Here is a 21,352-nt window from a genome sequence, read left to right on the forward strand (position 1 = left end):
GCCAAACGTCCCCAAAACAACCCCGTGAGGGCGCCAATTCTAGAGCAAAAAGCACCCGGGTCCAGCGCGGAGCGATGGCCTCCGCCCCTTGACGTCAGCCACCCGACGGGCAATCTGTCACCCATGTTCCTGCAATTCTTCACCTCTCTGCGCGACGCGCAGGTCCCCGTGACGCTGCGCGAATACCTCACGCTGGTGGAGGCGCTCGACGCTGACCTTGCGGACTACTCGGTCGAGAATTTCTACTATCTGTCGCGCACCGCGTTGGTGAAGGACGAGCGCAACCTCGACAAGTTCGACCGCGTCTTCGGCTCGGTGTTCAAGGGGCTCGAAAGCCTGCTCGACGCCATGGAGAAGGCGGAGATCCCCGAGGACTGGCTGAAGAAGCTCGCCGAGAAATATCTCACCGAGGAAGAGAAGAAACAGATCGAGGCCATGGGCTGGGACAAGCTCATGGAGACCCTGAAGAAGCGCCTCGAGGAGCAGAAGGGCCGCCACCAGGGCGGCTCCAAGTGGATCGGCACGGCCGGCACCTCGCCATTCGGCGCCCACGGCTACAATCCCGAGGGCGTGCGCATCGGCCAGGAGAAGAACCGCAACAACCGCGCCGTGAAGGTGTGGGACAAGCGCGAGTTCAGGGATCTGGACGGCAATGTCGAGCTCGGCATCCGCAACATCAAGGTGGCGCTGCGGCGCCTGCGCAAGTTCGCGCGCACCGGCGCGCCTGACGAACTCGACCTCGACACCACGATCCGGGAGACCGCCAATCACGGCTATCTCGATGTGCACATGCGCCCCGAGCGGCGCAATGCGGTGAAGCTGCTGGTGTTCTTCGACATCGGCGGCTCCATGGACGCGCATATCGAGCAGGTCGAGGAGCTGTTCTCGGCGGCGAAGAGCGAGTTCAAGCACATGGAGTATTTCTACTTCCACAACTGTCTCTATGAGGGCGTGTGGAAGCAGAACAAGCGCCGCTTCACCGACCGCACGCCGACCTGGGACGTGCTGCACAAATACCCGCACGACTACAAGGTCGTGTTCGTCGGCGACGCCTCGATGTCGCCTTACGAGATCATGGTGCCCGGCGGTTCGGTCGAGCACGTGAACGAGGAGCCGGGCTCGATCTGGCTCGACCGCATCATCCGCACCTATCCGCATTCGGTGTGGTTGAACCCGGTCGCTCAGAAGCATTGGGACTATTCGGAATCGACCACCATCATCAAACGCATCTTCGCCAACCGGATGTATCCGATCACGATCGAGGGGCTCGAAGGTGCGATGAAGGAATTGACGCACTGATCTCCTCCGTCGTCATTCCGGGGCGCCCGGAGGGCGAACCCGGAATCCATCGGGCGACATAGTTAGTGGATAAATGGATTCTCAGGTGCGCAATTGCGCACCATAGTTCGCGCTGCGCGCGCCCCGGAATGACAAGAAGAGGGAGGGAGAACCACATGCCCCAGAACATCACCCGCGGCATCAAGGCGCTGATCGACGAGGCCAATGCCGAGATCGAGACGCTCAATGCCAAGGACGCCATCGAGATCTCCAGGAACGGCGACGTCGTCATCGTCGACATCCGCGACCCCCGCGAGATCGAGCGTGAGGGGCGCATCCCCGGCGCGTTCGCCTGCACCCGCGGCATGCTCGAATTCTGGATCGATCCGCAGAGCCCGTATGCAAAACCGATCTTCCAGGAGGACAAGAAGTTCGTCTTCCACTGCGCCGGCGGCCTCCGCTCCGCGCTCGCCGCCAAGACCGCGCAGGACATGGGGTTGAAGCCCGTCGCCCACATCGCCGGCGGCTACGCCGCCTGGCGCGACGCCGGCGGGCCGACGGAAGCGTGGGAGCCGAAGAAGAAGGGGTGAGGTGGATACCGCACGTACTACACACTCCGCCATGCCCGGGCTTGTCCCGGCCATCCACGTACTGGCCCGCGCGCCGAAGGACGTGGATGCCCGGGACAAGCCCGGGCATGGCGACCCAGAAAGTTGCCAGAGAGTGCATCAATGACTGACACCCCCACCGACCCCCTCGTCTCCACCGAATGGCTCGCCGCCCATATGGGCGACGCCAACGTCAAGATCCTCGACGCCAGCTTCAAGCTGCCGGGCGTGCTGCCGCTGCCGAAGGACGACTATCTCGCCGCGCATCTGCCGGGCGCGGCCTTCTTCGACGTCGATGCCGTGTCGGACCATTCCAACCCGCTGCCGCACATGTATCCGAGCGCCGAGCAGTTCGGTCGCGACGTCGGCAATCTCGGCATCGGAAATAGCGACACCGTCGTCCTCTACGATGCCGGCGGCTGGGTCGCGGCTCCCCGCGCGTGGTGGATGTTCCTGGCCTTCGGCCACGGCAATGTGCGCATCCTCAACGGCGGCTTGAAGAAGTGGCGCGCCGAAGCGCGTCCCGTCGAGAGCGGCGAGGTGAAGCCGAAGCCGGCGACGTTCAAGGCGAGCTACGATCCAAAGCGCGTGCGCAGCATGCAGCAGCTGATCGCCAACGTCGAAAGCCGTGCCGAGCAGGTGATCGACGCGCGCGCCGCCGAGCGCTTCGAGGGCCGCGCGCCCGAGCCGCGGCCGGGCATCCGCTCCGGCCACATCCCCGGCGCCCGCAACGTGCCCTACAATCTCCTGTTCGATGCCGCGACCGGCGAGATGAAGCCGCTCGACGATCTCCGCGCCGCTTTCACGGGCGCAGGCGTCAAGCTCGATGCGCCGATCGTGACGAGCTGCGGATCGGGTGTGTCGGCCGGCGTGCTGACACTCGCGCTCTATCGCTTAGGTGTCACCGACACCGCGCTCTATGACGGCTCCTGGTCGGAATGGGGCCAGGAAAAAGGCCCGGCAATCGCGACCGGGCCGGCGTGAGTCATTCGACTGTGGCCGCGCTGAAGGTGCGCTCCCTCGCCCCACGCTTCCACGGCGTCATGGCCGGGCCTGACCCGGCCATCCACGTCTTGAAGCGCGGTACGAAGAACGTGGATGCCCGGGACGAGCCTGGGCATGACGACCTCTTCTGAGCGTTGACGCCAGTCACCTTGTGCGCGTGGTCGTGGTCGCGAAGGTCTGCTGTCCGAACGGATCGAGCTGTTGCTGCAGCTGCTGAGGCGGAGGACGCCGCACCACGCGATGACGCTTCTTGGCCGCCTTGCGCTTGGTCGCCTTGCTGTCCGAGGCGCCGCTATCGACCTTGCCATCGACCTTGGCCTTCGCCGGCGGAGCCTTCACGGCCGTCGTCGCCGGCTCGTTCAGTGCGGCCAGCTTGGCCGCGGCGACGTCGAGCGCAGAGGAGGCCAGGGCCGCGCTGGGGTCAGCCGGCGCCGGCTCGCCGGCGGTTGCGACAGCGGCAGGCTTAAGGTCAGGCTTGGCTTCGGGAATTGAGGCCGTGGTGTCGGCGGGGGTGAGCGTGTCGGCGGGCGCCGGCGCTGCGGCCTCCGTCGTCGTCTCGGCCTTGGCCGGTTCGGCGGCCACGGGATCGGTCGCGGGTGCGGCGACCTGCGTCGGTACGTCAGCCTCGGTCGTCAGCACGGCGACCGGCTCGGGCTCGGTTGCCGGCAATCCGATGGTCGGCACCTGGTCGCGCAATGACGGCTCGGGCTCGGCCGTCACCTCCGGCTCCGCGCGGAGGACCGCGAGCACCGGCTCGGCAGGCTCGGACGCCTGCGCGAACACCTGCTCCTGCGGGCCGTGCCGCCAGGAGGGGTTGTTGGCATACTGCTCATGGCTCGCCCGCAGCAGCGCGGCGGCGCCCAGGCCGAACACCAGGATGGAGGTTGACAGCAGGATCGCGGCAAACAGGAAGCGAAAGCCGGGAAGCATCGAGCGGTTGCGAATTTCCGCCCCGGCGGCGAAGTGGCCAGGGCCCATGAGCCATCTGAAACGCGGTGACGGTACTGTTTGCCGCGTTCGCCACGCGGAGTTGGAGCTCAAAGCGGGGGCGAATCAGGCTGATTCGAACATACCGCAACGATTCCGCCCCGTTCCCTTAAATTCGGGCCTCATGACTCCGGCAATCCACGGCGTGATGCGATTTCCGCCCCGTGATGCAACGGGGCAACGGTAGTCTTGCGGATCACAAATCGGCAAATCCGGCGCAAATAAGCCTGATATGTCTTGAATGTGCCGCTATCTTCGGCCATCTGGCCGTTAACGGTCCGATCGGGCTTGGGGACTATACAAGAGCGATGATGATCAAACATTTTCTGACGATATGCGCTGCCGCAACAGTCGCTGCGGCGGGAACCTCGCTCGCGCAGGCTCAGAGCTATCCGGTCCAGCAGACGCCGAGCTATGGCGCCCCGGCTGAATATCGGCCCGGCGACCGCACACCGAATTTCGACGCGCTGGAAGATGACGACGACGCGATGCCGCAGGCATCGTTGCCGCCGCCCGGCCCGGCCGACGATCCGCGCTATGGCCGCCCGGTCGGCGCGCCCCCGGTCTACTCGGCCGCGCCGCCGCAGGGTCCGGTGATGTCGCCGGATGATCCGCGTTATGGCCGCCCGGCTGGCGCTCCTCCGGTCTATTCGGCCGCCCCGCCGCAGGGCCCCGTGATGTCGCCCGACGATCCCCGCTACGGCCGCCCCGCCGGCCCGCCGCCGGTGATCTATGCCAATCGTCCGGGTCAGGGCCAGGCACCGGCCAATGACGGCATGCGTCCGCCGGAAGCCGTCGGTGGTCCCGCCGCAACCGGAACGGTCCAGGCCGGTCAGCCGCCAGTCGGCGCCGATGGCCGGCCGATGACAATGGCCGCGCTCCCGCCCGAGGAGCAGCCCGATGCTGCGCCGGTGCAGTTGCCGCAGAACCTGCGCCGCCAGGAAGTCGCGTTCCAGACCAAGGAGCCGGCCGGCACGCTCGTGGTCGATACGCCGAACACCTACCTCTATTACGTGCTCGGCAATGGCCGAGCGATCCGCTACGGCGTCCGCGTCGGCCGCGACGGTTTCACCTGGACCGGCGTGCAGAAGATCACCCGCAAGGCCGAGTGGCCGGATTGGCATCCGCCGACCGAGATGATCGAGCGCCAGCCCTATCTGCCGCGCTTCATGGCCGGCGGTCCCGGCAATCCCCTCGGCGCTCGCGCGATGTATCTCGGCTCGACCGTCTACCGCATCCACGGCACCAACCAGCCCTCCACGATCGGCAAGTTCGTGTCGTCCGGCTGTATCGGCATGCTGAACGAGGACGTCTCCGACCTGTTCGACCGCGTCAAGGTCGGCACTCGCGTGGTGGTGATGCCGGGTGGCCCGCCGCCGGGAACGGCGACCGCCTCCGCTGCGCCCGCACCCGCTGCTGCCGGTCCGGCTCCGATGGCCGCCCAGGCCGGTCCGGTCCCGGGCACGCAGCCGACCGTGGTGCCGCCGCTGCCTGCGCCGGTCACTGTGCGCTAACAGCTCCACGAAATCTGATCGAGCGAAGGGCGTGCCATCGGCACGCCCTTCATCGTTTCAGGCCAGCTTGCGCGGCAACTCGCGGCCCCCAGTGAAGGCGTCGATCGCCTCGACCATCTGGCCATAGTGGATGCGCAAGCCGTCCTCGGTGGCGTAGCCGAGATGCGGCGTCAGCACGAGATTGTCGAGCTTGCGGAAGGGATGGTCGACCGGCAGCGGCTCGACCGCGAACACATCGATGCCGGCGCCCGCGATCTTGCGCTGCTGCAACGCCTCGAGCAGCGCCTGCTCGTCCACGATCGGCCCACGCGCGGTGTTGACGAGAAAGGCCGTCGGCTTCATCCGCGCGAGATCGGCAGCGCCGACGAGGCCACGCGAGCGCTCGCTCAGCACCACATGGATGGTGACGATGTCGGCCTTGGCGAACAGCTCCTCCTTGGTGGCGTAGCCGACGCCTGCGCCTGCGCACTTCTCCGGCGTGAGGTTCGGGCTCCAGGCGATCACGTTCATGCCGAACGCCTTGGCGATCCCGGCCATCTTGCTGCCGAGCTTGCCGAGCCCGACGATGCCGAGCGTCATTCCCTCGATCTCGACCCCGGCAAAGGTCTGCCACGGCTCGCCGGCATGCATGCGCGCGTTCTCGCGGCCGATGCCGCGGGTCAGCTCCAGGATCAGGCCCATGGTGAGCGGTGCGGTCGGGTCGCGCGAATATTGCGTGCCGCCAATGGCGACATTGCGTGCCTTCGCGGCTTCCATGTCGATCGCGGCATTGCGCATGCCTGACGTGAGCAGCAGCTTCAGCTTCGACAAGCTCTCGAACAGGCTCTTGGGGAATGCGGTGCGCTCGCGCATCGCGCAGATGATGTCGAAATCGGCGAGCGCGCTGACTGCTGCCTGTTCGGAGGCGAAGGGATGGCTGAACACGGTGACGTCGAGGCGGTCGGACAGTTTCTGCCAATCGGCGACGTCGAGCGCGAGGTTGAAATAGTCGTCGAGAATTGCACAGCGCAGCCGGCTCATCAGCGTTCATCCATGGCGAGAGGTGAGGGCGCCAGGCGAGCGCCGTCGTCGGAACCAGGCCATGGTTGCGCGCAATCAGAGCGTTGCGCAAGCAGCTTGCGTCTTCAAAAATCCGATAGGACAGGCGGCTCAGAAATCGCGGGGCTTCAGGCGGAACGGCGCATCCATGCCGTGCTTGGCGCGCCAGGCGGGGCCGGGTCCGCGCATGTAGTGCAGTTCGGGGCGGTAGGGATTGAAGGCGGTGGCGAAGAAGCGCTTCCAGAATCCCTTGATCTCCGAGGCGAAGTCGGAGACGTGGCCGGCTTCTGCCGGAACAGGAAGAGAATGGGTCTCGATCAGAGCCATGATGCGGCCTCGCTGTGCTCCCGTTCGTTCTGAGCGGGTGGCGCTGTTTCCGCGCGAAACCGAGCTTTCGGCCTGATTTATTAAAAGATGGTTTCAATTGTCCGGATCGGTGGCCGGATGGTGTCCGTCCCGTATTCATCCGTGGTGAACGGACGGAAAACGTTGCCCTTTCGGGGCGGGATCGCTACATCGGCGGCAAGCAAATTTCCTCAAATCGAAGGTTTTCGGGACCGATGGCGCGCCAGTTCATCTATTTCATGCAGGGCCTGACCAAGAGCTACCCGACCCGGAAGGTGCTCGATAACATCCATCTGAGCTTCTACCCGGACGCCAAGATCGGCGTGCTCGGCGTCAACGGCTCGGGCAAGTCGACGCTGCTCAAGATCATGGCCGGCCTCGACAAGGAGTATAACGGTGAGGCCTGGGTCGCGCAGGGCGCCCGTGTCGGCTATCTCGAGCAGGAGCCGCATCTCGATCCGGCACTCAGCGCGCGCGAGAACGTCATGCTGGGCGTCGCCAAGCAGAAGGCCATCCTCGATCGCTACAATGAGCTGGCGATGAACTACTCCGAGGAAACCGCCGACGAGATGACCAAGCTGCAGGACGAGATCGAGGCCCAGGGCCTCTGGGATCTCGACAGCAAGGTCGACCAGGCCATGGACGCGCTGCGCTGCCCGCCCGACGATGCCGACGTGACGAAGCTCTCCGGCGGTGAGCGTCGCCGCGTCGCGCTGTGCAAGCTGCTGCTCGATCAGCCCGAGCTGCTGCTGCTGGACGAACCGACCAACCATCTCGACGCCGAGTCGGTGTCCTGGCTGGAAGGCCATCTGCGCAGCTATCCCGGCGCGATCCTGATCGTGACCCATGATCGCTACTTCCTCGACAACGTCACGAGCTGGATTCTCGAGCTCGATCGCGGCAAGGGCATTCCCTACGAGGGCAACTACTCGTCCTGGCTGGTGCAGAAGCAGAAGCGGCTGGAGCAGGAGGGACGCGAGGACGCCGCGCACCAGAAGACGCTCGCGCGCGAGCAGGAATGGGTCGCCTCGTCACCGAAGGCGCGTCAGGCCAAGTCCAAGGCGCGCTATCAGCGCTACGAGGACCTGCTCAAGCAGGCGAGCGAGAAGCAGACCCAGACCGCTCAGATCATCATTCCCGTCGCCGAGCGCCTTGGCGCGAACGTCGTCGACTTCGAAGGTCTCAGCAAAGGCTTCGGCGACCGCCTGCTGATCGACGATCTCACCTTCAAGCTGCCGCCCGGCGGCATCGTCGGCGTGATCGGCCCTAACGGCGCCGGCAAGACCACGCTGTTCAAGATGATCACCCAGCAGGAACAGCCGGACAAGGGCACCATCACGGTCGGCGAGACCGTGCACCTCGGTTATGTCGACCAGTCGCGCGACGCGCTCGACGGCAGCAAGAACGTGTGGGAGGAGATTTCCGGCGGCAACGAGCTGATCCTGCTCGGCAAGAAGGAAGTGAACTCGCGCGGCTATTGCTCGGCGTTCAACTTCAAGGGCGCCGACCAGCAGAAGAAGGTCGGCGCGCTCTCTGGCGGTGAACGCAATCGCGTGCATCTCGCCAAGATGCTGAAGTCCGGCGCCAACGTGCTGCTGCTCGACGAACCGACCAACGACCTCGACGTCGACACGCTGCGCGCGCTCGAAGAGGCGCTGGAGGACTTTGCCGGCTGCGCCGTCATCATCAGCCATGACCGCTGGTTCCTCGACCGTATCGCGACCCACATCCTGGCCTTCGAAGACGACAGCCACGTCGAATGGTTCGAAGGCAACTTCCAGGATTACGAGAAGGACAAGATGCGCCGGCTCGGCCAGGACAGCATCATTCCGCACCGCGTGAAGTACAAGAAGCTGACGCGGTGATGGCGGCATGATGCGGCGGGCGCTCATCGCTGCGGTGATCGCGGTCACCTGCGGCTCGTCGTCCGCCCGCGCTGCCGACGCGGCCTTCACGCAGTTCATCGCCTCACTCTGGCCGGAGGCGCAGGCCGAAGGCGTCTCGCGCAAGACGTTCGACGAGCAGACGCGCGGGCTCGAGCCCGACTACAAGCTGCCCGACCTGATCCTGCCTGGACGTCCCGCGCTAGGTGCGCCGTCGCAGGCCGAGTTTGTGCAGGTGCCGGCGGATTACGTCAAGGAAGCCTCGATCGCGCGGCTTGCGGGCGAGGGGCAGCGGCTGCTGCAGAAATATCGAACCTCGCTGAGCGAGATCGAGAGGAAGTCCGGCGTGCCGGCGACTGTCATGCTCGCGATCTGGGGCCGCGAGACAAACTATGGCCGCTACACGTTGCCTTACGATCTCGTCCGCGTGCTGGCGACGCAGGCCTATGTCGGGCGGCGCAAGGACCAGTACCGCAACGAGTTCATCCTCTCATTGAAGATCCTCGGCGAGGGCATAGTGACGCGCAAGGACATGCGTTCGTCCTGGGCGGGCGCCACCGGGCTCACGCAGTTCCTGCCGTCGGAATATTACAAACACGGCGTCGACTTCGACGGCGACGGTCGCATCGACATCTGGCATTCCGTGCCCGATGCGCTGGCCTCCGCCGCGCAGCAACTCGTCAACAAGGGCTGGCAGAGCGGCGTGCGCTGGGCCTACGAAGTGCAGGCGCCGGCCAAGGTCGATTGCACGATGGGCGTGCCGGAGGTGACGAAGCCGATCGGCCAGTGGCTGCGCGAGGGTTTTGTGCCGGTGCGCGGCCAGAAGCTAAGTGCCGCCGAGCAGGCGCAGCCGGCTTCGCTGCTTCAGCCGGAAGGCATCTACGGCCCGTCGTTCCTGACCACGAAGAACTACTTCGTCATCAAGGAATACAATTTCTCGGACCTCTATGTACTGTTCGTCGGCCATCTCGGCGACCGCATGACGAGCCCGCTTCCGTTCGCAACGCCCTGGGCGGCCTCCAAGCAATTGCGCACCAAGGATGTCGAGACCATGCAGCGCGGGCTGACGCGCGTCGGGCTCTACAAGGACAAGATCGACGGCAAGGCCGGCATGCTGACGCGGGCGGCGCTCGGCGCCTATCAGAAGTCGGCCGGCCTCAAGGTTGATTGCTGGCCGAGCGAAGAGGTGCTGCGCTCGATCCAGGCGGCGCGATAGGGTTTGACCAAAAAGAAAAAGCCCGGCCGAAGGTCTCGGCCGGGCTTCGATCGCGGCGCTGGTGAGCGCCGTGCGATCAGATCAGTAGCAAACGCGAACCGGGCGAACGACCCAGCCGTAGCCGTCCCAATAACGCTGGCGCTGCCAGTAGCAGGGCGGGGGCGGCGGGCCGGGCTCGGCGACGTAAACCGGACCACCATAGGCCGGACGGCTCGACGCGATGGCACCGCCGACGATGGCGCCGCCGATCAGGCCCGCTGCGATACCGGCGCCAATGTTGTCGCCAGCTTTCGCGGGCGGCGTGACCGTCACCAGCGAAGCAGCAACCGTCGCTACCGTAAGGGCGGCAACTAAAGTCTTCTTCATGCTCTAGGCTCTCCTGGGAGATGGGCTCCTCTTGTTAGAGGCGCCCGGGTTTCAAAGGTTCACGCAACACGCTGATGGAAGTGACCGTGCAGCTAGGAAGCGCGCAATTGGTCAATCCACGGTAAACGCGCACGGAGCTGTGACGAGAAAAAGCGGTCTTTTTCGGGCCCGGAGATGAACGGCACATCCGTAGTGAACCGGTCCAGACGAAACCGGCCCGCGACGTTTTCAGCCGCAGACTCTGACGCGGCGGACGCGCCAGCCGTAGCCGTCCCAGAAGCGCTGCTTCTGCCAGGTGCAGCCGCCACCATAATAGCCGTCGGAGACATAGCCCGGACCCGGCGCGTAGTAGCGGGGTGGGTAATAGCCGGGTTCGTAATAGCCCGGGCCGGGTCCGTAATAATGCGGAGAGGCCAGCGCGCCGCCGACAATGGCGCCGCCGATGATCCCGGCCGCCACGCCCGCCGCGACGCCGCGCTGCGCATGGACCGGTGTTCCGGCCGCAAAGGCCAAGGTAGCGACGGCAGTAACCGCCAGGAGCAACTTCTTCATGGGCTTGGCCTTTCGCAGGAACACGCGGGAACTCTTTGGGAGCAGAGTTCCATACTTCGTTTGAATGATCAATGAACGGCCCCTTTGCCGGGCGCGACCAATGAATATCGGGCACAGATGTGCCTGGGAGGCGAGTTGGACCACGATGATAGGTGCATTGATCGCTGCTGGAGTTGTCTTCGCGATCGGCTACGGCTGGATCGTGCATCTTCAGAACCGCAGCCAGCGCCGCTCGCGGGCCGCGGCCGGCGGCGACGGCGGGAGTGGCGGCGGCGACAGCTACACGGGGACGAATGACGGCTTCTCGCTGGGGAGCTGGTTTTCCGGGGGCGGTTCGGGGAGCTCGAGCGACGGCGGCAGCTGTTCCAGCAGTGACAGCGGCAGTGGTGGCGGGGATTGCGGAGGCGGCGACGGTGGTGGAGGGGGCGGCGGGGACTAGATCCGCTCTAATCTTGATTCAGCGCAACGCTGGGTTTTGGAGCCGTTCTAGGCTGCTATTGGGCCAGTTTGGAATAGCTTCAAATACCGCTTTTTCCTTTTGCATCCGGCCGGCCCGTTAAATATCGATGGTGAAGCATCACCGAAGGGCCTGCCGCTTCCATGATCGTTTGTTCCTGTAACGTGCTGAGCGACGACGACATCCGCGCCGCCGTCGCCGAGTCCGACGACGCTGTGCGCCATGCCAAGCAGGTCTATGGGTGCCTCGGCTGTAGCGCCGAATGCGGCCGCTGCGCCCGGACGATCAAGACCATCATCGACGAAGCGCTTGGCCCCTGCGCCCAGTCCTGTTGCTCCGGCTGCCCGCATAGCCACACCGTGGCCGCCAATGACGAGACGGCCCAGCCCGCTCAATTCGCCCTCGCGGCCTGCTGAAAGCCTTCGCCAGCTCGGTCGAGCTTTTCCTCGGCTGCGTCTCCGTAGCCAGTTGCCCTCATTCGCAAACTGACTTAGAAGCGTTCTAAACTCGGTTAGGGCCGATTTGGACTGCAAGAGCTGGAGTGAACCATGCAGGGCGACGCAAAAGTCATCGACTATCTCAACAAGGCACTGCGTCACGAGCTGACTGCGATTAACCAGTACTGGCTGCACTACCGCTTCCTCGACAATTGGGGCCTCCTCGACATGGCCAAGGTCTGGCGCAAGGAGTCCATCGAGGAGATGGAGCACGCCGACAAGCTCACCGCGCGCATCCTGTTCTTCGACGGCTTCCCGAACATGCAGGTGCTCGACCCCTTGCGCATCGGCCAGAACGTCAAGGAGATCATCGAGTGCGACCTCGCTGCCGAGATGAGCGCGCGCGCGCTCTACCAGGAAGCGGCAACCTACTGCCACGGCGTCAAGGACTACGTCACGCGTGACCTGTTCGAGAAGCTGATGAGCGACGAGGAGCACCACATCGACTTCCTCGAAACCCAGCTCGATTTGATCGGCCGCATCGGTCTTGAACTCTACACCCAGAAGCACGTCGGCGGGCTCGAGGGCGAGGGGCATTAAGGCTTCGGCGTCGCGATAGACGTCATCGCCACACACTCCAATGTCGTCCCCGCGAAAGCGGGGACCATACCGCGGAATCTTTCCGTGGCACTGCGGAGCTAGTACCGAGCAACAAACGTTTTCCTGTGGCTATGGGTCCCCGGATCTGCGCTTCGCTTGTCCGGGACGACACTGTGATTGCCGCGCAGTTATGTCTACCAGCAACCGCCCCAGCTACAGCTGCGTCTTGTAGAGTTCTTCCACGATCTCCTGGCTCGCCGGTTCGCCGAGGCCAGTCTGATCGTGAATGACCTCGACGATGCTCGGCATCACCGAGCGCTGCACCTTCTCGGGCGACCACAGCTTCGAGCGCATCAGCGCCTTGCCGCAGTGGAAATAGACTTCGCTGACCGCGACGTTCAACACCGCGCGCGGCGGCTTGCCGAATTCCACCATAGAGTTGATCAGCTCCGGATCGGCCGACAGCGTGCCGCGTCCGCCGACGCGCAACGTCTCGTCGATCCCTGGCACGAAGAACAGCAGATGCACGAAGCCCGAGCCTTCGACGACGTTGCGAAAACTGTCGATCCGGTTGTTGCCGGAGCGGTCAGGCATCAAGAGCTGGTTGGGGCCGGCGACGTGGACGAAGCCGATGCTGCCGCCGCGTGGGGAGGCATCGACGCTGCCGTCCGCGCCCGACGTCGCGAGCACGCAGAACGGCGACATCTCGATGAACTTCTTCGCATGCGCATCGATCGCAGGACGCGCTTTCGCGATCACGCGCGGGCTCGGCTTGGCATAGATGGTGGCGAGGTCTTCGGCGCAAAGATCGGTCAACGGCGTGCCTCCGCATCAGCTTTGCGACAAGCTACCCGATCGGGCCGCCTCAGCCAACGAAATCCATCATGCTAGACTGCATCCGCCGGCACGAAGCAGCTGATGATGATGGCGCCGCGGTGGTGAACGTACCAGACCACGGCCTGGCCGACCGGATTGCCGTGGCCGCGGATGATGGCGCGCTCGGGCACCTCCATCCATTGTCCCTCGATCGGCACCCAATAGGCGCCGCTCCGCACGTCGTAGTCGGTGCGATGGCCGTCGGAGATGTCGCAGCAGGGCACGCCGTTCGGCGCGATCACGCTCTTGAACCAGGCGCGGATGTCGGGCGGAACGTGATCGTATTGCCCGTTGTCGAACGCGAATGCGGCGCTCGTCAGCGCCGTCATCGCGGCCAGCCAAACGCACAGTGCGAGCCTGTGCATGCCATCCTCCTCGTCGCGTCTTGCTATTCGCGCGAGATTCTTGCTCGCGTCCATTCCATCGTTGACGGATTAAGCCCGAGCTATCAGTGCATTGCATGCCCAAATAATATGCGGCTCCGATGCGCCGCACATGATGCGATGCAAAATCAGCGGCGCGCCGCTTCAGTCGTTTGCTGAGGCGTGGTCTCCAGCAACTGCCGCACCTGCTCGCTGTAGAATTTCGCATTGCCGGTGGTACCGTGCCCGCGTGTCTCGGTGCTCGCCGGGATCAGGAGCAGGCGCCCGTTCTTGACCCGCTTCATCGCAGCGTCCGTGATGCCGGTCTCGGGCGGATTGCGCTCGTCGTCGGCGGAATTGATTAGCAGCAGGGATGCTTCGATTGCCTCCAGCTTCTCGCCGGCATTGTAGTCGTGCGAGGACTCCCACTGATAGACGAAGTCGTTGGCATCCGCCGTGATCGGCGTCGCCAGTCGATCGTCGACGATCTTGTCGGCTTTCGCTGCCGTCGGCGCCTGAGATTGATAGGCCAGTGTGCCGCCGATGCTCGCGATGCCGTAGGCGGTGATGGCATATTTCATCATGCGCGGCTGGCTGGTGTAGTTGCCGCCGTTGTAGTCGGGGTCGTTGCGGATGGTGTCGAGCATGATCCGCCGCAGCATCCAATTGCGCGACGCCATTTCGGTCGGCTGCGAGGCCATCGGGATCAGCGCATCCATCGCCTTCGGATATTTCTCACCCCACAGCCAGGTCTGCATGCCGCCCATCGAATTGCCGATGACGAGCCGCAGATGCTTGACGCCGAGGCCTTCCGTCACCAGGCGATGCTGCGCCTCGACCATGTCGTCGTAATCGTATTTCGGGAAGCTCGTCTTCATCCCGTCCGACGGCCTCGATGATTTGCCATGCCCGACGCTGTCGGGAAGGATGATGTAATATTTGGAGGCGTCGAGCGGTTGCCCTGGCCCGAACAGCTCACCACCGAAGGAAGGACCCAGCATGCCGGTGCCCGAGCCGCCCGTTCCATGTAGCACCAGCACAGGTTGGCCGGTGGGCTCACCGACGGTGGTGTAGTGCAGCTTCAGCTCCGGCATGGTTTCGCCGGTGTGGAACTTGAAATCCCTGGCGATCCAGTCGCCCTGCTTGGGTGCCGGATAGTCGGCCGCCCATACCGGTGTCGAAAAGGAAAGCAGGACAGCCGTCAACGCGACGCAACAAGCCTTCATGTTTCTCTCCCCCATTGCGGCTCATGGTCGGCGGCCGCGTTGCGGCGGAACTTAGCAGAAGTGCGGAGAAGGATGTAGGATTTCGGCTTCGCCGATCGTCTTCAAGGAAACATCCGGAGAGAGAGCCTGCATGTGTCGCAACATCAAGACGCTGTTCAACTTCGAGCCGCCGGCGACGGAGGATGAGATCCACGCCAGCGCGCTCCAGTTCGTGCGAAAACTGTCCGGTTTCAACAAGCCGTCGCAGGCCAACGAGGCGGCGTTCGACCGTGCGGTGGCGGAGGTCTCGGAGGCCGCGCGAAACCTCCTGACTTCGCTGCACACCCATGTGCCGGCGCGCGACCGCGAGGTCGAGGCGGAAAAGGCGAGGGAACGCTCCCGGCTGCGCTTCGGTTAGCGATCGCTGACGAGCCATTCCGTGATCTGGCTCACGGAAGAAGGCCTGTTCGTACGCGATGATGTTCGCCGGGGTTTTGACAGCCCGGAGCACGATCATGAGCCGCCCCCTTCTTCCGCTCAAAGCAGGTGCCATCGTCTTCACGCTGCTGTGGACGGCGTGGATGATGTGGTGGAGCGGCTCGTTCTCGAGCGCGAACGTGATCATCCTCGCTCTGTGCGGCGCGGCGGTTGGCTATCTCTGGTATCGCGCCATGCGCTGGCAGTTCGAGCGGATGGGCATGCTGCCGCGGAAAGATGATGCTTCCGGCGCGTCTTGATTTGGCGCGTGTCCCGGACGCGGTGCGGCGCGAAGTGCCGCTCCGCAGAGCCGGGACCCAGAAATCGTCAGCGCAGGTCTCAGGGACATGGGCCCCGGCTCAGCAGCGCAGCATTGCATGCCGCGCTGCGTCCGGGGCACGAGCAAGCGGCTAGACTTTCTGACCGTGCTTCCTCTTCTTCTTCTTTTTCTTGTGCTCGTCGCCTTCGCCGTCGTCGCTCTCGTCGTGGACGATCGCCTCATCGGGCTCCTGCACGGCGGTCTCCAGCGCTTCGCGCTCGGCGGCTTCGCGCTCGCGTTGGCGGCGGCGCTCGTCCCAGGCGTCGAACAGTTGATCGAGCCACGGCAGCACCTGTTCGATGGACGGCAGCTGACCGGGCGGCCCGGCCTCGCCGCGCGGGCCTTGCGACCCTACTGGCCCCTGTGGTCCGGCAGGACCCTGCGCGCCAATTGCCCCGCGCGGGCCGGCCTCGCCCTGCTTGCCTTGCGGACCGGGCTTGCCCTGAGGTCCCGCCTTTCCGATCGGCCCCGGCTTGCCCTGTGGACCAGGCTTGCCGCGCGTGCCATCCGGCCCGCGTCGGCCCGGATGACCCTGCGGTCCCGGCCGTCCCGGCTCACCCTGCCGCCCGCGCGGTCCCTGAGATCCCTGCCGTCGTCCCTGATCGTCTGCCACGCCACTGCTCCCTTGACCGGAAGCAAGCTACTTAGCGGCGTTTGACGACAGCAGCAATTCCGCCCGCGCTTCGCGTGGGATCGGTCAACATCAATCGGCACGCAACCGCGCGTCAATCCTGATAGGCGGGCACGTCGATGCCGGAGGCGGCATAGATCCTGATCTTGTTGCGCAGCGTGCGGACCGACAGCCCGAGCACGCGCGAGGCGCGCGTGCGGTTGCCGTCGCAGCGCGCTAGCGTCTGGAGCACGAGCTCGCGCTCGACCTCGTCGACGGTCGCGCCGATCAGCAACGGAACGATCTGGTTAGGAGCAAGAAATTGTGCGCCCGACTCGGACGCGGCGACATGAACAGTGGTCATCAACATACTCCCCGATCAACGCCCGCTTCCATCGTTGGAAGCGGATCGAGAACAAACGACCCCCAAGCCGTACATGTACGGTGGTCCGGTTTGGTTAACGGAAGGTTAACCGCGGCCCATCGCACCAGATGACCTCAGGAATGCCGCGAAGCCGCCGCGATTGGCAGCGGCCGAGTAAGGGGCCCGCTCACACCGTCCGATACCCGCCGTCCACCATCACGATGGTTCCGGTGACATAGGCCGACAGATCCGACGCCAGGAAGATCGCGGGTCCGACGATGTCCTCGGGCTTGCCGGTGCGCGCCAGCGGGGTGTGATCGACGAAGGCCTGCACCAGCGCCGGGTTGGTGGCGCGCACATTGGCGTTGATGTTGGTCTCGATGAAGCCGGGCCCGATCGCGTTGACGCGCACGCCCTCCTTGCCGAGCTCGACCGCGAGCGCCTTGGTGAAGCCGAGCACGCCGTGTTTCGAGGTGGTGTAGGCCGCCGAGCTCGGCGTGCGCAGATGCACGAAGGACTGGATCGAGCCGATATTGACGATGCGGCCCTTGCTCGCGCGCAAGGGGCTGAGGAAGGCCTGCGTCATGTTGAAGACGCCGTTGAGGTTGAGCGAGATGATGTCGTTCCAGTCCTTCGCCACGGTCTCGGTCTCCGCGGTGAAGGCGTTCCGGCGGGTGATGCCGGCATTGTTGACGAGGATCGAGATCTGCCCGACCTTGTCCGCGACTTGGCTAGCCAGTGCGAAGCAATCCTCCCGCCGGGTCACGTCGAGTGCGAAGCTCTCGGCCTTGCCGCCCGATTTTCGGATCTCCTGGGCGGCGTCCGCGACGGTGTCGGAATTGACGTCGAGCAGCACCACTTGCGCGCCCTCGCGCGCATAGCCGGCGGCGATGGCGCGGCCGATGCCGGAACCGGCACCGGTGACGACGGCGATGTGGTTTGCAAGCAGTGCCATGACATATTCCTCCCGATTTCGTTTCGAAGTTTCACGAAACGCTAACTCGAAATTAAGGGGTCGGAAACGGCAGCCTTGGCATACTGATCTTCATTGCTAAACGTTGCGCGCATGATGGAACGGCTCGACTCCTGGAAACTCGCCCTTGAACGCCTCCGGTCGGCGCCGTCAGCCGACTTCGCCGAGGCGGGCCGGCTCGTGGCCGAGATCGCGCGGATGAGCACGGATACCATGCTGCGTCAGGCCGCCGAGCAGGCGCTTCCGGTGCTGCGCCAGGCCGCGGGCAATGACGATCACGGCGTCACGCTGGCGGCCCAGCGCCGCCTCGGTGTGGTGCTCGATGTCGTCCACGATTTGACCGCGCCGCGCTTCGGCCGCCGCAATGCCATGCCGAAGAAGCTCTCCAGCGAGGATCGCGCCCGCAAAATGCTCGGCCTGCCGCTGGCGGTGCAGCTCACCTGCGAGGATATCAACCAGGCCTATCGCCGCGCCGCCAAGGGCATGCATCCCGACCACGGCGGCAGCGCGCAAGCCTTCATCGACCTCGCCGCCGCCCGCGACGTCCTGATCCATCCCGGCGCGCACAAGGACGCGTGAGAGCGCGTCCGCTTCTTTGTTCACACAAAAGGTCTCGTAGGGTGGGCAAAGGCGCACTTGCGCCGTGCCCACGTCTTTCTCAGATCGCGCACAATGGTGGGCACGCTTCGCTTTGCCCACCCTACGACATCTCGAAAACAAACCGGGCAAGAACGCATGCCCGCGTCCTTGCCCGGCTCTTCGTCCGCCGATCGAAACCTTACCAGGTGCAGCTGCCGTTCTTGAGCGCGGCGTCCTTGGCCGCGAGTGCGTCGATGAAGGTCGGCACGGTCGCGCTGGCGCGGTGATAGCCGGCCGGCCACGGCGTGGTCGGGATGCTGTCGTCCCAGATCTGGCAGAAGCCGGTGTCCTGCCAGCGGATCAGGTGATAGCTCGCCTCCGCAGGGCTCGCAGCGACGAACGCAGTGACGGCAAGGCCGGCGGCAGCGCACAGCAGGGAAAGACGACGCATGATCAGCTCCTTCAAATGAATGATGTGATGCGCCTCCCGGCAATGACGGGGAGGGCTGGTGCCGGACGCTCTGGGGAATGCGCGCCGGACAAGATGTGAGTAGTTCGGTGTGCTGATCAGGTTCAACGAGCGCGCGCGGGACACGGCTGATTTCGGCCGAAAAACGCGAAGGTCCTGCAAAAACGAAAGGGCGGAGCGCTCGCGCGATCCGCCCTTGAAAACCGTTTTGTCGCGTCAAGCCTAGAGCGTGCAGCGGCGCTCGGTGCGCAACTTGATCTGGACGTCGGAGGCGGCCTGGAACGTCGGCAGCGGCTTGCTGACGACCTTGTAGGTCGACACCCCAAACTGGAACGGCTTGTACTTCAGGTCCTCGTTCCAGACCTGGCAGATGCCGGTGTTGTCCCAGCGGATCACGTAATAGCCGACCGCAGCCGAGGCCGGCACGGCAAAGACGGAGGTGGCGATGCCGGCAACGGCACAGAGCGCGAGAACGCGACGCATGAAGTATCTCCTTGTGGGGACGTGGGATCCGAAAATTCGTGCGGTAAAAACAGGTTCTTTGCAAGCCGGGGGGCGGCCGTTCACGGACATGTCAGTCGCGCCTGCGCATTTGGTTTGGCCGCGTGCCCGACAGGTCACAGGCGTGGCTCACTTCGAAAGCGCGGCCACCGCCTCGAATTCGATCAGCATCTTCGGATCGGGCAGGGCCTGCACCACGCAAGTGGTGCGCGCCGGGTAAGGCGGCGGGCCGAAGGCGCCGGCATAGAGCGCATTCATGGCGGCGACATCGGAGGGGCGGGTCAGGAGCACGTTGACCTTGACGAGGTCGCGGACACCTGCGCCGGCCTCGTCGAGCACGCGCTTGATGTTGACCACGACGTTGGCGAACTGCGCCTCGAAACCATCGGGCAGCGCACCATTGGCATCGAAGCCGGGAATGCCCGAGACGAACAGGAGATCGCCGACGCGCGTCGCAAAGGACAGCGGCGGCGCCTTGACGTGCGGCGGGGGCGCAAAATGCTGGATCGGCATGGGATCACCTCGACAGGACCCTGAGTAGCTCGCATGAGCGTAGCGACATGCGGGACAGTTGCAACCGCATTCGCGATGTCCCGATGCGGGCCCGCTCCAAGAAAGTTGCGAAAACAACCCCATGCACAGTAGCGATCATGCGGAGATCGTTGGGGTTTCTCAAATTCGGGAAGAGCGAAATCTTCGCTTGCTTCGTCGGGCAACACAGGGGCAGAATGGCATGATGGCGGTTGGCCTCAGCTGTGGCCCCAAACCCCGCCGTCATGCCCGGGCTTGTCCCGGGCATCCACGTTCTTTGTGCCGAGAGGAAGACGTGGATGGCCGGGTCAAGCCCGGCCATGACGCTGTGGAGGCACCATGGCTCCGATGACGACTTGTGAGATGCGGCGTTGCTGCGCATAAGGAAGCAGCCCCTGCCAAGCCTCACGCGCCCTGATCATGTTGCCGCCGCGATCCATCGGGTAGATTCGCCGCGTCTGATTCGATTCCCCCTGAAAAATAGCCCCCGGAGACACAAATGAAGATCGCATCCACCTTCCGCGCCGCGCTGGTCGGCATTGCTGCCCTGGCCGGGCTCTCGACCTCGGCGATGGCCGACGGCGGTTTCGTGACGCTGACGATCTACAAGGCGGGCTGGATCATCGGCGGCTCCGGTGGCTCGGGCGTGCTCAACTTCCGCGGCCGCGCCTATGGGCTCTCCACCGGCGGGCTCGACTACGGCCTCGTGTTCGGCGGCTCGAAAACCGTGCTGCGCGGCCGCGTCTCCAACATCAACCGTCCCTCCGACGTCGCCGGCGTCTACGGCGCCGCCGGTGCCGGCCTTGCGGTCGGCCGCGGCGCCCGCGCCATCGTGCTGACCAACCAGAAGGGCGCGGTGCTGGAATTGACGGGCACGCAGGTCGGGTTGATGGCGAATGCTGATCTCAGCGGCCTTGCGATCACGATGCGGTAGGGCGAGGTGCCGTAGGGTGGGTTAGCTCTGCGGATGCGCGAAGCGCAATCCGCTGGGCGTAACCCACCTCTTTCCGCGGTAACAGAACTGGTGGGTTACGCTGCGCTAACCCACCCTACGAACTACGAACGCGATGCGGCGGTGAACACCGCAAGCTGCGCGTCAAACGCGCGCCGGAACGCCGGCCGCGCCTCGCCGCGCGCGACATAGGCGGCGATAGCGGGATACTCGTCCAGCAAACCCGATGTGTTCAGCCGCCGCAGCACCGTCACCATCATGAGATCGCCGGCGCTGAACGCGCCGTCGAGCCAGTCGGCATGGTCAAGGCGGCGGGACAACTCGCCGAGCCTGACGCGGACGCGGTCCTGCAGCATGGGCAAGCGCTCCGCGTACCAGCTCTTGTCGCGCTCGAACAGCATGGCCATGGTGAGCTCGACGATCGGCGGCTCCACCGTGCTCAGCGCGGCGAACATCCACGCGATCGCGCGGCCCCTCGCATTGGCGTCGTCAGGCAGCAGCCCGGCATGGCGCTCGGCGATGTGCAGCACGATCGCGCCGGATTCGAACAGGACGAGATCGCCGTCCTCATAGGTCGGGATCTGTCCGAACGGATGCAGCGCAAGATGCGCGGGCGCCTTCATCGCCGCGAACGAGACAAGGCGGACGTCGTAGGGCTGGCCGACTTCTTCCAGCGCCCAGCGTACCCGCATGTCGCGGGCCTGGCCCCTGCCGCGGTCGGGGGAGTTTTCGAAGGCGGTGATGGTGGGAGGCATCTGGGGTTCCGCGTTGATGGTGCTTGGTCTGCAGAGGACGAACGATGGGAGCGGATTCCGACATCCGGCCTCGTCCTTGTAGGGTGGGTTAGC

28 protein-coding genes are annotated in these 21,352 nt (G+C 64.9%); 13 read left to right on the top strand and 15 right to left on the bottom strand.

The genetic code is table 11. The features are described from left to right. Positions 1–123: 123 nt before the first annotated feature. From IVA81_RS25425 to sseA, 3 genes are all read left to right on the top strand, one after another. On the top strand, positions 124–1,299 hold the full coding sequence (locus IVA81_RS25425; RefSeq protein ID WP_247322995.1) for a VWA domain-containing protein: 1,176 nt from the start codon (positions 124–126) through the stop codon (positions 1,297–1,299). A gap of 155 nt (positions 1,300–1,454) precedes the next feature. After that, positions 1,455–1,868, top strand: coding sequence for a rhodanese-like domain-containing protein (locus tag IVA81_RS25430; RefSeq protein ID WP_247322996.1), 414 nt, complete (start codon positions 1,455–1,457; stop codon positions 1,866–1,868). A gap of 141 nt (positions 1,869–2,009) precedes the next feature. Beyond that, entirely contained in the window at positions 2,010–2,870 is an 861-nt protein-coding gene (gene sseA / locus IVA81_RS25435) for a 3-mercaptopyruvate sulfurtransferase (protein WP_247322998.1), read from the top strand. Between the two features lie 165 nt (positions 2,871–3,035). On the opposite strand, the gene IVA81_RS25440 is transcribed toward sseA, so the two are convergent. Further along, positions 3,036–3,869 (bottom strand): hypothetical protein, encoded by an 834-nt coding sequence (locus tag IVA81_RS25440; RefSeq protein ID WP_247323001.1) that lies wholly within the window; start codon positions 3,867–3,869, stop codon positions 3,036–3,038. A 320-nt stretch (positions 3,870–4,189) separates the two neighbouring features. On the opposite strand from IVA81_RS25440, the gene IVA81_RS25445 reads away from it, so the two are divergent. Continuing rightward, positions 4,190–5,392, top strand: coding sequence for a L,D-transpeptidase (locus IVA81_RS25445; protein WP_247323003.1), 1,203 nt, complete (start codon positions 4,190–4,192; stop codon positions 5,390–5,392). Positions 5,393–5,449: 57 nt separating this feature from the next. Here IVA81_RS25445 and IVA81_RS25450 read toward each other — a convergent pair whose 3' ends face one another. Beyond that, on the bottom strand, positions 5,450–6,412 hold the full coding sequence (locus tag IVA81_RS25450; protein WP_247323004.1) for a D-2-hydroxyacid dehydrogenase family protein: 963 nt from the start codon (positions 6,410–6,412) through the stop codon (positions 5,450–5,452). Between the two features lie 129 nt (positions 6,413–6,541). Continuing rightward, positions 6,542–6,757 carry a hypothetical protein gene (locus tag IVA81_RS25455; protein ID WP_247323005.1) on the bottom strand — a complete coding sequence of 72 codons (216 nt, stop codon included), beginning with the start codon at positions 6,755–6,757 and terminating at the stop codon, positions 6,542–6,544. A gap of 233 nt (positions 6,758–6,990) precedes the next feature. Here IVA81_RS25455 and ettA point away from each other — a divergent pair, with 233 nt between their 5' ends. Continuing rightward, positions 6,991–8,640 carry an energy-dependent translational throttle protein EttA gene (gene ettA / locus IVA81_RS25460; RefSeq protein ID WP_247323006.1) on the top strand — a complete coding sequence of 550 codons (1,650 nt, stop codon included), beginning with the start codon at positions 6,991–6,993 and terminating at the stop codon, positions 8,638–8,640. Between the two features lie 7 nt (positions 8,641–8,647). Beyond that, complete coding sequence (locus IVA81_RS25465; protein ID WP_247323008.1) at positions 8,648–9,874, top strand: lytic murein transglycosylase; 1,227 nt, start codon at positions 8,648–8,650, stop codon at positions 9,872–9,874. A gap of 81 nt (positions 9,875–9,955) precedes the next feature. Here the strand turns inward: IVA81_RS25465 and IVA81_RS25470 are convergent, their stop codons facing one another. Then, entirely contained in the window at positions 9,956–10,240 is a 285-nt protein-coding gene (locus IVA81_RS25470; protein WP_247323010.1) for a hypothetical protein, read from the bottom strand. A 228-nt stretch (positions 10,241–10,468) separates the two neighbouring features. Continuing rightward, positions 10,469–10,792: a hypothetical protein gene (locus IVA81_RS25475; protein WP_247323011.1), complete on the bottom strand. Its 324-nt coding sequence runs from the start codon at positions 10,790–10,792 to the stop codon at positions 10,469–10,471. A gap of 145 nt (positions 10,793–10,937) precedes the next feature. Between IVA81_RS25475 and IVA81_RS25480 the strand changes: the two genes are divergently transcribed. The 3 genes from IVA81_RS25480 to bfr all read left to right on the top strand — a co-directional run bounded on the left by IVA81_RS25480 (position 10,938) and on the right by bfr (position 12,286). Beyond that, positions 10,938–11,231 (top strand): hypothetical protein, encoded by a 294-nt coding sequence (locus IVA81_RS25480; protein WP_247323012.1) that lies wholly within the window; start codon positions 10,938–10,940, stop codon positions 11,229–11,231. 161 nt (positions 11,232–11,392) lie between these two features. Beyond that, positions 11,393–11,665 (top strand): (2Fe-2S)-binding protein, encoded by a 273-nt coding sequence (locus IVA81_RS25485; RefSeq protein ID WP_247006817.1) that lies wholly within the window; start codon positions 11,393–11,395, stop codon positions 11,663–11,665. A 132-nt stretch (positions 11,666–11,797) separates the two neighbouring features. Next, positions 11,798–12,286: a bacterioferritin gene (bfr, locus tag IVA81_RS25490; RefSeq protein ID WP_011089420.1), complete on the top strand. Its 489-nt coding sequence runs from the start codon at positions 11,798–11,800 to the stop codon at positions 12,284–12,286. 213 nt (positions 12,287–12,499) lie between these two features. Here the strand turns inward: bfr and IVA81_RS25495 are convergent, their stop codons facing one another. The 3 genes from IVA81_RS25495 to IVA81_RS25505 all read right to left on the bottom strand — a co-directional run bounded on the left by IVA81_RS25495 (position 12,500) and on the right by IVA81_RS25505 (position 14,750). Further along, positions 12,500–13,102, bottom strand: a complete 603-nt coding sequence (locus IVA81_RS25495) for an MSMEG_1061 family FMN-dependent PPOX-type flavoprotein (protein ID WP_247323013.1) — start codon at positions 13,100–13,102, stop codon at positions 12,500–12,502. Between the two features lie 71 nt (positions 13,103–13,173). Continuing rightward, positions 13,174–13,527 (bottom strand): hypothetical protein, encoded by a 354-nt coding sequence (locus tag IVA81_RS25500; protein ID WP_247323014.1) that lies wholly within the window; start codon positions 13,525–13,527, stop codon positions 13,174–13,176. A gap of 146 nt (positions 13,528–13,673) precedes the next feature. Then, positions 13,674–14,750, bottom strand: coding sequence for an alpha/beta fold hydrolase (locus IVA81_RS25505; protein WP_247323015.1), 1,077 nt, complete (start codon positions 14,748–14,750; stop codon positions 13,674–13,676). Between the two features lie 130 nt (positions 14,751–14,880). Here IVA81_RS25505 and IVA81_RS25510 point away from each other — a divergent pair, with 130 nt between their 5' ends. Both IVA81_RS25510 and IVA81_RS25515 read left to right on the top strand, forming a co-directional pair. Next, positions 14,881–15,147 (top strand): DUF2277 domain-containing protein, encoded by a 267-nt coding sequence (locus IVA81_RS25510; protein WP_247323016.1) that lies wholly within the window; start codon positions 14,881–14,883, stop codon positions 15,145–15,147. Between the two features lie 97 nt (positions 15,148–15,244). Then, entirely contained in the window at positions 15,245–15,466 is a 222-nt protein-coding gene (locus tag IVA81_RS25515; protein ID WP_028145595.1) for a hypothetical protein, read from the top strand. A 150-nt stretch (positions 15,467–15,616) separates the two neighbouring features. Here the strand turns inward: IVA81_RS25515 and IVA81_RS25520 are convergent, their stop codons facing one another. The 3 genes from IVA81_RS25520 to fabG all read right to left on the bottom strand — a co-directional run bounded on the left by IVA81_RS25520 (position 15,617) and on the right by fabG (position 17,454). After that, complete coding sequence (locus IVA81_RS25520; RefSeq protein WP_247323017.1) at positions 15,617–16,138, bottom strand: collagen-like protein; 522 nt, start codon at positions 16,136–16,138, stop codon at positions 15,617–15,619. A 112-nt stretch (positions 16,139–16,250) separates the two neighbouring features. Next, the gene (locus IVA81_RS25525) at positions 16,251–16,499 is read right to left on the bottom strand and encodes a helix-turn-helix domain-containing protein (protein ID WP_028145592.1); all 249 of its coding nucleotides are present in this window, start codon (positions 16,497–16,499) and stop codon (positions 16,251–16,253) included. A gap of 187 nt (positions 16,500–16,686) precedes the next feature. Then, on the bottom strand, positions 16,687–17,454 hold the full coding sequence (gene fabG, locus IVA81_RS25530) for a 3-oxoacyl-ACP reductase FabG (protein ID WP_247323018.1): 768 nt from the start codon (positions 17,452–17,454) through the stop codon (positions 16,687–16,689). A 111-nt stretch (positions 17,455–17,565) separates the two neighbouring features. On the opposite strand from fabG, the gene IVA81_RS25535 reads away from it, so the two are divergent. Beyond that, complete coding sequence (locus IVA81_RS25535) at positions 17,566–18,051, top strand: J domain-containing protein (protein WP_247323019.1); 486 nt, start codon at positions 17,566–17,568, stop codon at positions 18,049–18,051. 199 nt (positions 18,052–18,250) lie between these two features. On the opposite strand, the gene IVA81_RS25540 is transcribed toward IVA81_RS25535, so the two are convergent. The 3 genes from IVA81_RS25540 to IVA81_RS25550 form a co-directional block, all read right to left on the bottom strand. Next, positions 18,251–18,502 carry a hypothetical protein gene (locus IVA81_RS25540; protein WP_247323020.1) on the bottom strand — a complete coding sequence of 84 codons (252 nt, stop codon included), beginning with the start codon at positions 18,500–18,502 and terminating at the stop codon, positions 18,251–18,253. A 240-nt stretch (positions 18,503–18,742) separates the two neighbouring features. Further along, positions 18,743–19,003: a hypothetical protein gene (locus tag IVA81_RS25545; RefSeq protein ID WP_247323022.1), complete on the bottom strand. Its 261-nt coding sequence runs from the start codon at positions 19,001–19,003 to the stop codon at positions 18,743–18,745. Positions 19,004–19,150: 147 nt separating this feature from the next. Beyond that, positions 19,151–19,534, bottom strand: a complete 384-nt coding sequence (locus IVA81_RS25550) for a RidA family protein (protein ID WP_247323023.1) — start codon at positions 19,532–19,534, stop codon at positions 19,151–19,153. Between the two features lie 517 nt (positions 19,535–20,051). Between IVA81_RS25550 and IVA81_RS25555 the strand changes: the two genes are divergently transcribed. Beyond that, positions 20,052–20,486: a hypothetical protein gene (locus IVA81_RS25555; protein ID WP_247323025.1), complete on the top strand. Its 435-nt coding sequence runs from the start codon at positions 20,052–20,054 to the stop codon at positions 20,484–20,486. Between the two features lie 122 nt (positions 20,487–20,608). Here the strand turns inward: IVA81_RS25555 and IVA81_RS25560 are convergent, their stop codons facing one another. Next, positions 20,609–21,259: a glutathione S-transferase family protein gene (locus IVA81_RS25560; RefSeq protein WP_247323027.1), complete on the bottom strand. Its 651-nt coding sequence runs from the start codon at positions 21,257–21,259 to the stop codon at positions 20,609–20,611. Between the last annotated feature and the right edge of the window lie 93 nt (positions 21,260–21,352).

The sequence above is a fragment of the Bradyrhizobium sp. 141 genome, from assembly GCF_023074055.1.
GTDB lineage: Bacteria > Pseudomonadota > Alphaproteobacteria > Rhizobiales > Xanthobacteraceae > Bradyrhizobium.

Excerpts from the sequence above, each read along its gene's own strand:
- IVA81_RS25510 (WP_247323016.1), top strand. The coding sequence starts at position 14,881 with ATGTGTCGCAACATCAAGACGCTGTTCAACTTCGAGCCGCCGGCGACG.
- IVA81_RS25555 (WP_247323025.1), top strand. The coding sequence starts at position 20,052 with ATGAAGATCGCATCCACCTTCCGCGCCGCGCTGGTCGGCATTGCTGCC.
- ettA (WP_247323006.1), top strand. The coding sequence starts at position 6,991 with ATGGCGCGCCAGTTCATCTATTTCATGCAGGGCCTGACCAAGAGCTAC.
- IVA81_RS25535 (WP_247323019.1), top strand. The coding sequence starts at position 17,566 with ATGATGGAACGGCTCGACTCCTGGAAACTCGCCCTTGAACGCCTCCGG.
- IVA81_RS25430 (WP_247322996.1), top strand. The coding sequence starts at position 1,455 with ATGCCCCAGAACATCACCCGCGGCATCAAGGCGCTGATCGACGAGGCC.
- IVA81_RS25515 (WP_028145595.1), top strand. The coding sequence starts at position 15,245 with ATGAGCCGCCCCCTTCTTCCGCTCAAAGCAGGTGCCATCGTCTTCACG.
- IVA81_RS25480 (WP_247323012.1), top strand. The coding sequence starts at position 10,938 with ATGATAGGTGCATTGATCGCTGCTGGAGTTGTCTTCGCGATCGGCTAC.
- IVA81_RS25475 (WP_247323011.1), bottom strand. The coding sequence starts at position 10,792 with ATGAAGAAGTTGCTCCTGGCGGTTACTGCCGTCGCTACCTTGGCCTTT.
- IVA81_RS25540 (WP_247323020.1), bottom strand. The coding sequence starts at position 18,502 with ATGCGTCGTCTTTCCCTGCTGTGCGCTGCCGCCGGCCTTGCCGTCACT.
- IVA81_RS25550 (WP_247323023.1), bottom strand. The coding sequence starts at position 19,534 with ATGCCGATCCAGCATTTTGCGCCCCCGCCGCACGTCAAGGCGCCGCCG.
- IVA81_RS25485 (WP_247006817.1), top strand. The coding sequence starts at position 11,393 with ATGATCGTTTGTTCCTGTAACGTGCTGAGCGACGACGACATCCGCGCC.
- IVA81_RS25560 (WP_247323027.1), bottom strand. The coding sequence starts at position 21,259 with ATGCCTCCCACCATCACCGCCTTCGAAAACTCCCCCGACCGCGGCAGG.
- IVA81_RS25455 (WP_247323005.1), bottom strand. The coding sequence starts at position 6,757 with ATGGCTCTGATCGAGACCCATTCTCTTCCTGTTCCGGCAGAAGCCGGC.
- IVA81_RS25505 (WP_247323015.1), bottom strand. The coding sequence starts at position 14,750 with ATGAAGGCTTGTTGCGTCGCGTTGACGGCTGTCCTGCTTTCCTTTTCG.
- IVA81_RS25465 (WP_247323008.1), top strand. The coding sequence starts at position 8,648 with ATGATGCGGCGGGCGCTCATCGCTGCGGTGATCGCGGTCACCTGCGGC.
- IVA81_RS25450 (WP_247323004.1), bottom strand. The coding sequence starts at position 6,412 with ATGAGCCGGCTGCGCTGTGCAATTCTCGACGACTATTTCAACCTCGCG.
- IVA81_RS25545 (WP_247323022.1), bottom strand. The coding sequence starts at position 19,003 with ATGCGTCGCGTTCTCGCGCTCTGTGCCGTTGCCGGCATCGCCACCTCC.
- IVA81_RS25470 (WP_247323010.1), bottom strand. The coding sequence starts at position 10,240 with ATGAAGAAGACTTTAGTTGCCGCCCTTACGGTAGCGACGGTTGCTGCT.
- IVA81_RS25440 (WP_247323001.1), bottom strand. The coding sequence starts at position 3,869 with ATGGGCCCTGGCCACTTCGCCGCCGGGGCGGAAATTCGCAACCGCTCG.
- sseA (WP_247322998.1), top strand. The coding sequence starts at position 2,010 with ATGACTGACACCCCCACCGACCCCCTCGTCTCCACCGAATGGCTCGCC.
- fabG (WP_247323018.1), bottom strand. The coding sequence starts at position 17,454 with ATGGCACTGCTTGCAAACCACATCGCCGTCGTCACCGGTGCCGGTTCC.
- IVA81_RS25445 (WP_247323003.1), top strand. The coding sequence starts at position 4,190 with ATGATCAAACATTTTCTGACGATATGCGCTGCCGCAACAGTCGCTGCG.
- IVA81_RS25525 (WP_028145592.1), bottom strand. The coding sequence starts at position 16,499 with ATGACCACTGTTCATGTCGCCGCGTCCGAGTCGGGCGCACAATTTCTT.
- bfr (WP_011089420.1), top strand. The coding sequence starts at position 11,798 with ATGCAGGGCGACGCAAAAGTCATCGACTATCTCAACAAGGCACTGCGT.
- IVA81_RS25425 (WP_247322995.1), top strand. The coding sequence starts at position 124 with ATGTTCCTGCAATTCTTCACCTCTCTGCGCGACGCGCAGGTCCCCGTG.
- IVA81_RS25500 (WP_247323014.1), bottom strand. The coding sequence starts at position 13,527 with ATGCACAGGCTCGCACTGTGCGTTTGGCTGGCCGCGATGACGGCGCTG.